General features: G+C 65.6%; 10 protein-coding genes. 5 read left to right on the top strand and 5 right to left on the bottom strand.

Annotated elements, in window-relative coordinates:
• The first annotated feature begins 438 nt into the window (after positions 1-438).
• On the top strand, positions 439-3,987 hold the full coding sequence (dnaE, locus tag K940_RS0110830; RefSeq protein ID WP_028477558.1) for a DNA polymerase III subunit alpha: 3,549 nt from the start codon (positions 439-441) through the stop codon (positions 3,985-3,987).
• Between the two features lie 74 nt (positions 3,988-4,061).
• On the opposite strand, the gene K940_RS0110825 is transcribed toward dnaE, so the two are convergent.
• Positions 4,062-4,679 carry a class I SAM-dependent methyltransferase gene (locus tag K940_RS0110825; RefSeq protein ID WP_028477557.1) on the bottom strand — a complete coding sequence of 206 codons (618 nt, stop codon included), beginning with the start codon at positions 4,677-4,679 and terminating at the stop codon, positions 4,062-4,064.
• 77 nt (positions 4,680-4,756) lie between these two features.
• On the opposite strand from K940_RS0110825, the gene K940_RS0110820 reads away from it, so the two are divergent.
• Positions 4,757-6,004, top strand: a complete 1,248-nt coding sequence (locus K940_RS0110820; RefSeq protein ID WP_036528208.1) for a serine hydrolase — start codon at positions 4,757-4,759, stop codon at positions 6,002-6,004.
• A gap of 34 nt (positions 6,005-6,038) precedes the next feature.
• On the opposite strand, the gene ilvA is transcribed toward K940_RS0110820, so the two are convergent.
• Both ilvA and K940_RS0110810 read right to left on the bottom strand, forming a co-directional pair.
• Positions 6,039-7,394 carry a threonine ammonia-lyase IlvA gene (ilvA, locus tag K940_RS0110815; protein ID WP_081706280.1) on the bottom strand — a complete coding sequence of 452 codons (1,356 nt, stop codon included), beginning with the start codon at positions 7,392-7,394 and terminating at the stop codon, positions 6,039-6,041.
• A gap of 91 nt (positions 7,395-7,485) precedes the next feature.
• Positions 7,486-7,923, bottom strand: coding sequence for a nitroreductase family deazaflavin-dependent oxidoreductase (locus K940_RS0110810; RefSeq protein ID WP_028477554.1), 438 nt, complete (start codon positions 7,921-7,923; stop codon positions 7,486-7,488).
• A gap of 171 nt (positions 7,924-8,094) precedes the next feature.
• Between K940_RS0110810 and K940_RS27825 the strand changes: the two genes are divergently transcribed.
• A complete protein-coding gene (locus K940_RS27825) occupies positions 8,095-8,358 on the top strand; it encodes a hypothetical protein (protein WP_196812162.1) in 264 nt (87 codons plus the stop codon).
• Here K940_RS27825 and K940_RS0110800 read toward each other — a convergent pair.
• Entirely contained in the window at positions 8,325-8,759 is a 435-nt protein-coding gene (locus K940_RS0110800) for a nitroreductase family deazaflavin-dependent oxidoreductase (RefSeq protein ID WP_028477553.1), read from the bottom strand. The two genes, K940_RS27825 and K940_RS0110800, sit on opposite strands and share 34 nt — an antisense overlap.
• 156 nt (positions 8,760-8,915) lie before the next feature.
• Between K940_RS0110800 and K940_RS27820 the strand changes: the two genes are divergently transcribed.
• Positions 8,916-10,142 (top strand): DUF2235 domain-containing protein, encoded by a 1,227-nt coding sequence (locus K940_RS27820; RefSeq protein ID WP_081706279.1) that lies wholly within the window; start codon positions 8,916-8,918, stop codon positions 10,140-10,142.
• Here K940_RS27820 and treY read toward each other — a convergent pair.
• Positions 10,070-12,478, bottom strand: coding sequence for a malto-oligosyltrehalose synthase (gene treY, locus K940_RS0110790; RefSeq protein WP_051407084.1), 2,409 nt, complete (start codon positions 12,476-12,478; stop codon positions 10,070-10,072). The two genes, K940_RS27820 and treY, sit on opposite strands and share 73 nt — an antisense overlap.
• 293 nt (positions 12,479-12,771) lie before the next feature.
• Here treY and K940_RS0110785 point away from each other — a divergent pair, with 293 nt between their 5' ends.
• The gene (locus K940_RS0110785) at positions 12,772-14,049 is read left to right on the top strand and encodes an adenosylmethionine--8-amino-7-oxononanoate transaminase (RefSeq protein WP_028477551.1); all 1,278 of its coding nucleotides are present in this window, start codon (positions 12,772-12,774) and stop codon (positions 14,047-14,049) included.
• Positions 14,050-14,088: the final 39 nt, after the last annotated feature.

The following is a 14,088-nucleotide window of genomic DNA, read 5'->3' as shown; positions in this document are numbered from 1 at the left end:
CGGCCGGCAGCACGCCGGTCACACCTTGTCCACGGAGAGTGCGACGCGATGGTTCAGACGGATTTCGCTCGTATGGGTAGCGCGAGCACAGTGGTCGGCGGACCCGGGCCCCTCATCTGCGTGTGGCCGGGTCCGCCGCTTCGAATGAATACCCACGGCGAGCGGTTCGAACACCTCCGCGTCGGCCCCGGCAGCGACCGACCTATGGACGCCCGTCGCGATCGGATGTGATCGCGACGGGGGCCGCTGCGCGGCAGGCCCCCGGAGCGGGCGGAATAGCCGGACACTTCTCGGCGCAGCACCAGGACGCGCCGAGTGGCGCTTTGCGGGACACGCCGAGCGCCTGTGCGCCGCCGACAGCGATCGCGCGCCCGTCGGTGGCCCCCCCTAGAATCGGTCCAGCCAACCCCCGCCGAGACCTTGGGAGGAAGGACCGTCTTGGCCGCTTCGTCCGGATCATTCGTCCATCTGCACAATCACACCGAGTATTCGATGCTCGATGGGGCGGCCAAGATCTCGCCACTGTTCGCCGAGGCCGAGCGACTCGGGATGACTGCGGTCGGGATGACCGACCACGGCAATATGTACGGGGCAGCGGAGTTCTACAACTCCGCCACCCGCCACGGCATCAAGCCGATCATCGGGATCGAGGCCTACGTCGCACCCGCGTCCCGGTTCGACAACAAACGCGTGCGGTGGGGAGATCCGAGCCAGAAGGGCGACGATGTCTCCGGCTCGGGTGCCTACACCCATATGACCATGGTCGCAGAGAACGCCACGGGTCTGCGCAATCTGTTCAAGCTGTCGTCCCTGGCGTCGATCGAAGGCCAACTCGGCAAGTGGGCACGCATGGACGCGGAGATCATCGCCGAGCATGCCGAGGGCATCATCGCCACCACCGGGTGCCCCTCCGGTGAGGTGCAGACCCGACTGCGCCTCGGTCATGAGCGCGAAGCGCTGGAGGCCGCGGCCAAATGGCAGGAGATTTTCGGACCGGAAAACTTCTTCCTGGAGGTCATGGACCATGGTCTGTCGATCGAGCGCCGGGTCCGCGAAGGGTTGCTTCGCGTCGGCAAGCAATTGGGCATTCGGCCGTTGGCCACCAACGACTGCCACTACGTCACCAAGGATCAGTCCCGAAACCACGAAGCACTGCTGTGCGTCCAAACCGGTAAGACGCTGTCGGACCCCACTCGCTTCAAGTTCGACGGCGATGGGTATTACCTGAAGTCTGCCGAGGAGATGCGCGCACTCTGGGACAGCGAGGTCCCCGGCGCGTGCGACAACACGGTGCTGATCGGTGAACGTGTCCGATCCTACGACGAGGTGTGGGCCTTCAAGGACCGGATGCCGGTCTTCCCCGTGCCCGATGGGGAGGATCAGAACTCGTGGTTGCGCAAAGAAGTCGACCGCGGCTTGGCGCGCCGGTTTCCGGCCGGGGTTGCGCAGGAGTACTTCGCGCGCGCCCACTACGAGCTGGACGTCATCGAGCAGAAGGGCTTTCCCGCGTATTTCCTCGTCGTCGGCGATCTCGTCGCGCACGCGCGGGAGGTCGGCATCCGGGTCGGGCCCGGCCGCGGGTCCGCGGCCGGTTCGTTGGTGGCCTACGCGCTGGGTATCACCAATATCGACCCGTTGCCGCATGGATTGCTGTTCGAACGGTTCCTCAACCCGGAGCGCCCGTCGGCGCCCGATATCGATATCGACTTCGACGACCGCCGCCGCGGTGAGATGGTGCGCTACGCGACCGACAAATGGGGTAGCGATCGGGTCGCTCAGGTGATCACATTCGGCACCATCAAGACCAAGGCCGCGATCAAGGACTCCGCGCGCGTCCAGTTCGGCCAGCCCGGCTTCGCCATCGCAGACCAGATCTCCAAGGCGTTGCCGCCGCCGATCATGGCGAAGGACATCCCGCTGTCGGGCATCATGGACCCCGACCACGAGCGGTACAAGGAGGCTGCCGAGGTCCGTGAACTCATCGGCACCAATGCCGATGTCGCCAAGATCTACGAAACCGCCCGCGGACTCGAGGGCTTGATTCGTAACGCCGGGGTGCACGCGTGCGCGGTGATCATGTCCTCGGAGCCTTTGCAGGACGCCATTCCGGTATGGAAGCGGCCGCAGGACGGGGCGATCATCACCGGGTGGGACTACCCGTCGTGCGAGGCCATCGGCTTGCTGAAGATGGACTTCCTCGGTCTGCGCAACCTCACCGTCATCGGCGACGCACTGGACAACATCAAGTCCAACCGGGGCGTCGACCTGGACATGGACAACCTGCCGCTGGAGGACTCCGCGACCTACGAATTGCTCTCGCGCGGAGATACTCTCGGTGTTTTCCAGCTCGATGGTGGACCGATGCGCGACTTGCTGCGCCGCATGCAACCCACCGGTTTCAACGACATCGTGGCTGTGCTCGCGTTGTATCGCCCCGGTCCGATGGGGATGAATGCGCACAACGACTATGCCGACCGCAAGAACGGGCGGCAACCGATCACGCCGATCCATCCCGAACTGGCCGATGCGCTCGAAGAGGTTCTCGCCGAGACCTATGGTCTGATCGTCTACCAAGAGCAGATCATGATGATCGCGCAGAAGGTCGCCTCCTACTCGATGGGTAAGGCCGACGCACTGCGCAAGGCGATGGGCAAGAAGAAGCTCGAAGTCCTCGAAGCCGAATACAAGGACTTCCATGCGGGTATGACCGCCAATGGATTCTCCGAGGGCGCGGTGAAGGCACTGTGGGACACCATCCTCCCGTTCGCTGGCTATGCGTTCAACAAATCGCACGCCGCGGGCTACGGTTTGGTGTCGTTCTGGACCGCCTACCTCAAGGCCAACTATCCCGCCGAGTACATGGCCGGTCTGCTCACGTCGGTCGGTGACGACAAGGACAAGGCCGCGGTGTACCTGTCGGACTGCCGTCGCCTCGGCATCACCGTGCTACCGCCGGATGTCAACGAATCCGAGCAGAACTTCGCCTCGGTGGGCAAGGACATCCGCTTCGGCCTCGGTGCGGTCCGCAATGTCGGTACCAATGTGGTGGCCTCGATCATTCAAGCGCGCACGGAGAAGTCGAAGTACACCGACTTCTCCGACTACCTCGACAAGATCGACGCGATCGCCGCGAGCAAGAAGGTCACCGAATCGCTGATCAAGGCAGGCGGTTTCGACTCGCTCGGCCACCCCCGCAAGGGTTTGATGCTGATTCACTCCGATGCGATCGACGCCGTGATGGCCACCAAGAAGGCCGAGGCGATCGGACAGTTCGACCTGTTCGGTGGCGCCGAGGCGGACGAGTCGGTCACATCGGTATTCACTGTGAAAGTGCCCGACGAGGAGTGGGAGTCCAAGCATCGGCTGGCGCTCGAGCGGGAGATGCTCGGGCTGTATGTGTCCGGCCATCCTCTCAACGGCATCGAGCATGTACTCGCGGCCCAAGTGGATGCGCAGCTGCCCGCGATCCTGGCAGGCGATGTCAAAGACGGGTCACAGGTCACGGTGGGCGGCATTCTGGCCTCGGTGAACCGACGCATCAACAAGAATGGACTGGCCTGGGCGTCGGCGCAGTTGGAGGATCTCACCGGCGGCATCGAGGTGCTGTTCTTCCCGCAGGCGTACTCGGTGTACGGCATGGACGTCGTCGAGGACGCCGTGGTGTTGGTACGCGCTCGGGTGTCGGTTCGCGACGACCGGATCTCGTTGATCGCCAACGACCTCGCTGTGCCCGATCTTTCCGCACTCGGTGTGGCCAAACCACTGTCGGTCACCATTCCGACACGGATGTGCACCCCGGACAAGGTCGGCGCGCTCAAGCGAGTGCTGCACAGTCACCCGGGCACTTCGGATGTCCACGTGCGTTTGGTCGGCGCCGGCGATCAGGCCACGCTGTTGAAACTCGACGACCGATTGCGGGTTTCGCCATCGTCGGCGCTGATGGGTGACCTGAAGGCGCTACTGGGTCCGGGCTGTCTCACCAACTGACGCGTTGTCCGCGCGCCCGCGAAGAGCGCTGCGGTAATGCCGGTTTCGGCCCTCACGTGACTTCGGCGGAGCTGTTACGGCGCCACGGCGACGCCGAGGGTGAAGGCGGCCTCGAATCGCGGGGCGCCGGCGCCGTAGAACGAGTCCGCGTTGCGGATCTCGAAGCCGGCTTGGGTCACCAGGCCGCGGATATCACGGTTCAGGTGACAGCCGCCGCAGAGTTTCTGCTGGATCGGATTCAGGCGGTGTTGCCAGACCCGCACTGCACGGTCCGGAGCCCGCCCGTGCTCGACGAAGTGCAGGGTTCCGCCCGGGACGAGTGCTCGGCGTACCTGCAACAGCGCAGCGGTGACGTCCGGGATGGTGCACATCGTCCAGGTCGACAGTGCGCAGTCGAACGTGTTGTCCGCCGCGGCGAGTGCTTGCCCGTCGCGTCCGATCCGTTCGATCGGCACCGTGGCCGCGGCGACTCGCCCACGCGCGAGTCGCCAGCCGGCATCGGAGGGTTCCACCGCGCCGACCGAGCGAACCGCAGCCGGGTAGAACGGCACATTCAGTCCCGATCCGAATCCGATCTCCACCACGTGGCCGTGCAGCTCGCGACACACCCGCTCGCGTAGCTCGTCGTGAGCACGCCGCCCGCAGGCCAGGTCGACGAGCCGGGGGACCACCTGCGTGTCATAGATACCCACTCCTCAACTCTGGCACGCACCGGTGCGTCGCAGATACGAACTTTGCCGGATATGATCCACGCCACTACCGTGGAAGTATGAGCAACGTCGCTTCCGGGGACCTCGCGGTTCTTCCCCCGGGGATGGGTGGCAGCGCAGCCGCCGAATTCGCACCGTTCGTGCGCGCTTTTGCACGGGCATTCGGCAACCGCCGGGGTGCCGGCGCGGCATTCGCGCTCTACCGGAACGAAGAGCCGCTGGTGGACATCTGGATCGGCTCCGGTGGTGACGTTCCGTGGACGAGAGATACCGGCACGATCGTGTTCTCCGCCACGAAGGGGATTACCGCCATGGTGGTACATCGCCTCGCCGACCGCGGATTGCTCGATTATTCGGCCCCGGTGGCCGAGTATTGGCCGGAGTTCGCAGCCAACGGCAAGCACAAGATCACCGTCCGCCAGATGCTGTCACACCGTGCGGGTCTGTCCGGATTGGCGCCGATCGCGTCCGGCCCGACCGACGTGCTCGACCATCGGCTCATGGAGCAGCGCCTCGCCGCGGCGAAGCCCGATCGCCTGCTCGGTCGGCCTGCCTATCACGCACTCACCTTCGGCTGGTTGGTTGCCGGCCTGACGCGTGCGATCACGGGCGCCAGCCTGGGCGAGCTGATCCGGACCGAGGTCGTCGAGCCGCTCGGTATCGAGGGTCTGCATCTGGGCCGACCCCCCGCGGATTCGGCGACCAGCTTCGCTCCGCTGGCCGATTCCCAGCTCGGCATGCTCGCGAGACCACTCGGCGCCGCGGTTCTCGGTCGTGGCCATCGGATCCCGGGCGCACTAGGTGCCGTGACCCGCGGCCTTTTCCTGCCTGGTCTGGAAACCATTGTGGAGGGCCGGAATCCGGCGATCCTGGACACCGAATTGGGTGCGGCCAATGGTGTGTGCACCGCCCCGGCATTGGCGGCGATGTACAGCGCGCTCGCCAATGACGGCATCGGGGCCGGCCGCAGGTACCTCGGCGACCACACCATGAAGGCGTTGCGTCGTGTCGAGACCTATCAGCCCGACCATGCGTTGTTCTACCTGCCCATGCTGTGGCGCCTCGGCTACCACTCACTGCCGATGCCAGGCGCCCACGCCGGGTTCGGTCACCTGGGTCTGGGTGGTTCGTTCGGGTGGGTCGAGCCGCGGCTGGGGCTGTCGGTCGGGTTCGTACACAACCGGCTGTCCGCCGCTCAGCTGGGCTACGATCAGCCGGCGGCCTTCTGGTTGTTGCCGCTCATGATGCGCTGCCTGCGCGCTGGACCCGGCCGGGTACCGTCGAGCGCCCCGTCGAAGGCGGCGTGACCGAAGCGGCCTGGTCGCGTCGCTTGCGCGCCGGTCAGGTGAGGTAGCGATAGGCCGGAGAATCCGGCTCGAGGCGCTCGCATTGGATCGGGGACCGCCGCATCCGCTCCAACAACGGCCCGAGCCCGTCCGGTGCGCCGAGTTCGATGCCGACCAGTGCTGCACCGGTCTCGCGATTGTTTCGCTTGACGTACTCGAACAGCGTGATGTCGTCGTTGGGCCCGAGCACCTCGTCGAGGAAGCGCCGCAGGGCGCCGGGCTCCTGAGGAAAGTCCACCAGAAAATAGTGTTTGAGGCCGCGATGCACCAGGGAACGCTCGATGACTTCGCCGTACCGTGAGACATCGTTGTTGCCTCCGGATACCAGGCACACCACCGTCGCATTCGGTTGCGGGGTGATCTCCGTGAGCGCTGTCACGGTGAGCGCGCCGGCCGGCTCGGCGATGATGCCCTCCATCTGGTACAGCTCGAGCATGGTGGTGCAGATTGCGCCTTCATCGACCTGCATGATCTGAAAGGCGCCCTCCCCTCGGGGGGATTCGGTGCTGGTGAGTAGCGGCAGCGAGGCATGTGACACCACCCGGCCGCCGAATCCGGACACCGCGGCGAACGGCACGGCGCCGATCCGGCGTACCGCGGCGCCGTCGACGAATGGGTCGATGTCGGGCAGCGTCACCGGACCGCCTGCCACCAGGGCAGCGGTCATCGAGGGCGCGCCTGCCGGCTCCACACCGAGAATCCCGGTGTGTGGCGACCGCGCCCGCAGGTAGGTGCCGATGCCCGCCAGGCAGCCGCCGCCGCCTACGGGGACGACCACCAGGTCCGGGGCGGTACCGAGCTGTTCGAGGATCTCTGCGGCAATGGTGCCCTGGCCGGCGGCGGTGCGGGCATCGTCGAACGGCGGCACCATGGTGGCTCCGGTGCGGGCCACGTCGTCGGTTGCGGCCATGGCTGCCGCGTCGTAGGTTTCCCCGAGGGCGATCAGGTCGACGAACTGTCCACCGTGAGCCCGGATTCGGTCGCGTTTCTGCTTCGGCGTCGTTGCCGGCACATAGATGCGCGCGGTGATTCCCAGCGCTTGGCAGGCGAACGCGACGCCCTGTGCGTGGTTGCCCGCGCTGGCCGCGACCACGCCGGCGGCGCGCTCCTGCTCGGTCAGCTGCATCACCAGGTTGTAGGCCCCGCGCAGTTTGTAGGAGCGGACCGCACCGAGATCTTCGCGCTTGAGGTAGACATTCGCGCCGGTCAGCGTAGACAACCGTGCACTTCGCTGGAGCGGCGTCGGGTCGATGACGTCGGCAATTCGCTTGGCGGCGGCATCGATCTCGTCCGCGGTGAGCGCAGGACGGGATTCAGTGGGCACGTCGAAAGCATTCAGCGGATTGGGCACCCAATTATGCTGCCACCCGGCGCCCCGATGTGCCGCGGCGGGTGGCAGCTACTCGGCGGTTACCAGCGATCTGGAATGTGGGCGTTGGGCGTCACTCCTGTGGGGTGAGGACGAAGACCGGGATCCGACGATCGGTTTCGGTCTCATCGTTTCCATAGTCCGGCCATACTGCGACCGCGCGGGCCCACCACAGTGCCTTCTCCTCGGCAAAGACCTCGCGTGCGGTGTAGTCCTTGTTGATCGGACCGTCGCGCAATTCGACGTGCGGCTCGGCTTTGACGTTGTAGTACCACACCGGGCGTTTCGGTACACCGGCCATGCCGGCGACCACGGCGTACTCGCCGCCATGTTCCACTCGAACCAGCGGGGTCCTACGAAGTTTGCCGGTCTTGGCGCCTTTGCTGGTCAGTAGAACGATGGGCACGCCCTGCATGATGGCGCCCTCGGTTCCGCCGGAGTTCTCGTACTCTTCGGCATGTTTGCGGGCCCGCTCGGAGGTACTCGGTTCGTATTCACCTGTCAGAGGCATGCCGACTGAAACCAGATGTTGGTTGCACGCATTCCTCATGGGGCGGTGTACCCGGGCTGTTCGGTGAAATGGGCTCCTTCAGCACCTCCTGTGGAACCCTCCTGTGGAACACGGCCCGGAGAAGGAAGGAGTTCGATGGTCCGAACTTCCGTCTCCGACTACCCTGAAGTTATGGCAGTCGTACCTTCGGCTCGCGGCACGACGATCGACATCGCTGGGAGCGCGTGGCCGACACACTCCTTCGACGCGCTGGTCATCGGGTTGGGGAGTTGCGCCGTTGTGCTGTTGATCGTCGGGTCGTTGCCGGCCGCGGTCCTGACCGCGGCCGGGCTCGCTACTGCGCGGTGGCTCGGTGGCCGCCTTCGGCAACGGTCGGGCTCCGGCGGCTGCTCGGGCGCTGGCTACTTCGGGGTCAGGACGAAGACCGGGATCTGACGATCGGTTTTGGTCTGGTAGTCCGCATAGTCCGGCAAGACGGCGACCGCGCGGGTCCACCACAGTGTCTTCTCCTCGCCGAAGACCTCGCGTGCGGTGTAGTCCTTGTTGACCGGACCGTCACGCAATTCGACGTGCGGCTCGGCTTTGACGTTGTAGTACCACACCGGGTGTTTCGGCGCGCCGGCCATGGAGGCGACCACGGCGTACTCGCCGGCGTGCTCCACTCGGATCAACGGCGTCTTGCGTAGCTTTCCGGTTCGTGCGCCCTTGCTCGTCAGCAGGACAATCGGCCTGTCGTGCATGGTGGTGGCCCGAGTCCCGCCGGAGTTCTCGTACTCTTCGGCGTGCTTGCGGGCCCAGTCGGAGGTACTCGGTTCGTATTCACCTGTGAGCGGCATACTGCCTCAAACGCGTGATCGAGTTCATACATTCCCTCGTGATGCCGTGCACTGAGCCGGATTTCGATGGCGGACATCCGATGGCACTGGCGACGGCGCCCTCCACGTAGTAGCTTGCTCCCGAAGGCGGAACGGCATCGCGGGGGGCTCTGCACGGTGAAGCGTTTGGTTGTATGTTGCGACGGTACATGGAAGGCCGAGTCCAGCACTACGGTGTCGAACATTGTCAAGATCGCGCAAACAGTTCGGTTCGATGCACCGAATCCGCCCGGAACGGCGGTTCGGCAATGGGTCATCTACGCGGCCGGACCCGGTGCCCGTGGCTTTCTCGCCGATCGGCTGATGGGTGGGGCATTCGGTCTCGGCCTCGAGGCGAACCTCTCGTCGGTGTACTGGCATCTGGCCCTCAATTGGGAGGAGGGCGACGAGATCTACATCTTCGGTTTCAGCCGTGGCGCGTTCACCGCGCGCAGCTTGGCAGGACTGATCGGCCGCATCGGGATCATGACGCCGGATGCGATGATCGCCGGCCGATACCCAGAGGGGTTGCGGATCTATCGGCAGCCGCCGCCGAAGACACCGGACAACCACGATCCGGGAGAACCCCAGCATTGGCGGGCGTTCCGCCGCAGGCACTGTCGGCGTGCGGAGATCACCTTTCTCGGCGTATTCGACACCGTCGGCGCGCTAGGGGTGCCCGGGCTCACTGCCCTGCGACATCGTTTTCACGATGTCGAGCTCTCCGGAAATGTGCGGTGCGCTCGCCAGGCACTGGCTATCGATGAGAGGCGGCGCACCTTCGAACCCTGTCTGTGGAAGGTTGCGGGGGAACCGACCGCGCTGGACCTGCGCGGGATCGAGCGGGTCAAGCAGGTGTGGTTTCCGGGTGTGCACAGCGACATCGGCGGCGGCTACGCCGAATGCGGACTATCCGATGCAACACTGCATTGGATGGTTCGGGAGGCGGAATCGTGTGGACTGGCGTTCGATCGTGACCGGCTCGCCCAGTTGGTCCAGCGATGTGCCGATGCGAGGAACCATCTCCAGGTGCACGATTCGCTCGGTGCCGGCTACCGCGTACTGAACGTGTTTCGGATGTTGCGCCGCCCGCGCAGCCGCCGCTTCCATTGGGATTCCTGGCGGAGAATGGGTATGCCGAGCGATCGATCCGTTCGGCTGGCCTCGGGTATCCCGGGCGTACGCAACCACCATCCGGTGAACCTACGTCGGTGGCGGGCGCAGGTCGGTGGCAGGTTTCCTTCGGACATCATCGAGCGGGTCGATGTTGCCACGGGCGCGCCGTCGAACGATCAACGGACCAGCAACGCGACCGGCAGCCGGGTGAATACCACCTCCAGCCGGGCGCGCCCTTGGAAAGTCTGACCGGTCAGCCGATCGGTCCATGTGCCCGCCGGCAGGTCGAGAAATGTATCGCTCCAACCGCTGTCGGCCAGGGCGACACTGTGGCGGGTGGCGACGACGATGACTTCGGGTGCGTCGCCCGACCGGCCGCGAGCGTAGGACACGACCTTGCTCGCATGTTCTCCAGTGGCGAACAGTGGTCGATAACTGCCGCCGACGAAGCATTCGGGACGCTCACGGCGCAGCCACAGCGCGTAGGCGACCACCCACATCTTCGCGGCGCCAGTGGTGTCCAGTGCGGGTGTGCCGGTGAGCGATTGGAGCATGGCCGCGCGGGCGACGAAGTCCACTGGGCGGCGATTGTCCGGGTCGACGAGGGAGTCTTCCCACAGTTCGCAGCCTTGATACAGGTCCGGGACGCCTGGGCCACACAGTTGTAGCAGCTTCTGCGACAGTGCGTCCGACCAGGCGTGCGGAGCCAGTTCGTGGACCAGGTCACCGAGCTCCGAGCCGACCGGTCCGTCGATCACCGCATCGAGCCATCCGTGGACCGCAGCTTCGAATTCTGCGTCCGGCTCCTCCCATGAGGTCTTCGTATTCGCTTCCCGGATTGCCTTTTCGGCGAACACGTGTAGGCGTTCGCGCAGGCCGGGCACCGAGCCGGCGGGTCGGCCATCGGCAGGCCATACGCCGAACATGTTCTGCAGCAGAAACAGTGCCGTCGCGCCATCCGGAGCCGGGGTGATCTCCAACCAGGAGTCCACGCAGCGCGCCCAGATATCGGCCACCTGGGACAACACGCCGATGCGGGCGCGCACGTCCTCGCCGCGTTTGGTGTCGTGCGTCGACAACGTCGTCATGGTTGCCGGCCACCGCTGCGCACGTTGGCTGTTGGACAAATGGAATTCGTTGACCGAGTGGCCGAACCGCGCCGGGTTGCCGCCCACTTCTTGCAGCGATACCAGTCGCACGGCCTGATAGAACATGGTGTCCTCGACTGCTTTGGCCGTCATGGCGCTGCACACCTGGCTGAAGCGCACCGCCGCCTCGCCATCGGCGGCCAGCGCAGCGACCAGCACCGCCAGCGGCGCGGTGAGTTCGCTGCTGCGCTTCTCCACCTCCGCGATCACGGCACCGGCCATTCCGGCCAGTGGCGCGTAGTCGGCCCGATACACCGGCATGAACGCCAACACTTCGATCGCGGCATTGGTCAAAGCCAACGTATCGAAGCTCTCGGCCCTCGCGTCCTGCTTGATCGCCGCGATCAGCCGCCGGACTTCCGGAGCCAGAACGCTCTCCGCGACCGCGCGCTTGATCCGGTGCTCGGTCTCCCCGATCCAGGCCCGGTCGCTTCCGTGTCCAGCGACACGATGCGAGAGTTGCGTGAGCGCTTGCTCGCCTCGAGGATCGACCAGCACGTTGGAGAAGTCCGCCAGCGCCTCGTAGCCCGTCGTACCGTCGACCGACAGGGTGGCATCCAACGGTTCGCGGTTGGCGAGGATCTTTTCCACCAGCAACAGCCGGTGTGGGCCGATGAGTCCGCGTAGCCGGGTGAGGTAGCCGGCGGGATCGGACAACCCGTCGGGATGATCGACCCGCACGCCGTCGATCAGATCGTGCTCACACCACGCGGCGAGTTCGCGGTGGGTGATGTCGAAGACATCCGGGTTCTCCTGGCGGATCGCGGCCAGGCCGCTGACGGCGAAGTACCTACGGTAGGTGCACAATCCGGCTTTCCAGCTGACCAGGCGGTAGTGCTGCTTGTCATGGATACGCAGGGCGTTGTCGCCGTCGGTTCCCGGTGCAATCGGGAATCGCAGATCGTGCAGGGCCAGCATGGGTTCGGCGCCGGTACGGTCCACGGTCAGTGCGGCAGGGTCGTTCTCGGTTTGTAGAACCGGCAGCGCCAGCCGCCCGCCGGCCCCATTGCTCGGGCTCCAGTCGATATCGAAGTACGGCGCGAACCGGGACTCTCGGCCCGTGCGCAAGACATCCCACCACCAGGGGTTCTGCTGTGGATCGGCGACGGCCACGTGATTCGGCACCAGGTCGACGATCAGCCCCATGCCGCGGCTGCGTACCTCGGTGGCGAGGGCTTTGAGGCCCGCCGGTCCGCCGAGCGCGGCGGAGACCTTCGTCGGGTCCGTGATGTCGTAGCCATGGGTGGACCCGCGTGCTGCGGTCAGGATCGGCGACAGGTAGAGGTGCGAGATTCCGAGTTGTTGCAAATATTCCGCAATCGCGCGAGCTTCGGTGAAGGTCACCGCGTCCGGCCGTAGCTGCAGCCGGTAGGTACTTCGGACCGGGGTGTACCGCGCGGGCTGGCGTCGCAGAGATACCGGATCGGTTGCGAGCATCTCGGCGGAATCGAGCGCTGTCATCGGCATCGAGGTCAGGCGAGCGGTCCGCGGACAACACGGTCACCGGTGCCGCCGGGTCGGGTGCCCAGAGGCGTTGCACTACCGGGCGCTGCGTCGAGCTGAGCCATGGCAACGACAGTAGCGGGCGGCGTGGTCTGCCGGCCTCGGTGGCTGCGGTGGATCGAGTCGGCGTGGGCGAGGCGATTCCGAACGCTCCGCGGTGGAGCGCATGCTAACTTGAACAGTGTTCAAGTCGCTCCGTTGACTGGGGCAAGGATGTGAGGATTCTCATGGCACTGACTCGTGATGAGATCATCTCCCGTGATGCCGAGTATGTCTGGCATCCCTACGGGGGCTTCCCCGCGGCGATCGAGCCGCTGGTGGTGGCGAGCGCTGCGGGCACCCGCCTGACACTGGCAGACGGGCGCGAGGTGGTGGACGGGATGAGTTCCTGGTGGTCCGCCATCCACGGCTATCGGCATCCGGTACTCGATGCTGCGCTGGCCGATCAGGCGGGCCGGATGAGTCATGTGATGTTCGGTGGACTCACTCACGAGCCTGCGGTTCGATTGGCCGAACTGCTGGTCGATTCGACACCGCCAGGATTGGACAAGGTGTTCTTGTGTGACTCCGGTTCGGTGTCGGTGGAAGTCGCAGTGAAGATGTGTTTGCAGTATTGGCGCTCGCTGGGTGAGGCGCAGAAGAGGCGGCTGCTCACCTGGCGAGGCGGCTACCACGGCGATACCTTCACTGCGATGAGCGTGTGCGACCCCGAAGGTGGGATGCACACCCTGTGGACCGACGTCGTGGCGGATCAGGTATTCGCACCACGGCCACCGAGCACCTACCGGTCGCAGTACGTTGCGCAGCTGCGACACCTGATCGCGACCCATGCCGAGGAACTCGCGGCGGTCATTGTGGAGCCGGTCGTCCAGGGGACGGGTGGAATGCGCTGGCATCATCCGGACTACCTGGTCGACCTGCGTGCGCTGTGCGACGAATTCGGCGTACTGCTGATCTTCGACGAGATCGCGACCGGATTCGGACGCACCGGAACCATGTTCGCCGCCGACCAGGCTGCGGTGAGTCCGGATGTGATGTGTGTGGGTAAGGCGCTGACCGGCGGGTACCTCACGTTGGCCGCGACATTGTGCACCGCGCGCATGGCGCGGACGATCAGCGCCGCGCACGGCGCTCTCATGCACGGCCCCACGTTCATGGGCAACCCGCTGGCATGCGCGGTGGCAGTCGCGTCGATCGAGTTGTTGCGCGCTCGCGATTGGCGCGGTGACGTGGCTCGGATCGAGCGCGAGCTCGAGGCAGGCCTCGCCCCCGTGCGCGGGTGGCCCGGCGTGGTCGACGTGCGGGTCCTGGGCGCGATCGGAGTGATCGAACTGGACCGTCCGGTGGACATGGGTGCCGCGACCGATGCCGCGACTGCCGCCGGAGCGTGGCTGCGTCCGTTCGGTAACCTGATCTACACCATGCCACCGTTCGTCAGCACCTCCGATGACATCGCGACGATCACTGCGGGAATGCGCGCGGCGGCATCCGTGCACCAGGGATAGCTCCCGTGCGCGAGCGATTCGGAGCGATCCGACCACGGC

The organism is Nocardia sp. CNY236, from assembly GCF_000482385.1.
Classification (GTDB): domain Bacteria; phylum Actinomycetota; class Actinomycetes; order Mycobacteriales; family Mycobacteriaceae; genus Nocardia.
This window is presented reverse-complemented; position numbering and strand designations above follow the sequence as displayed.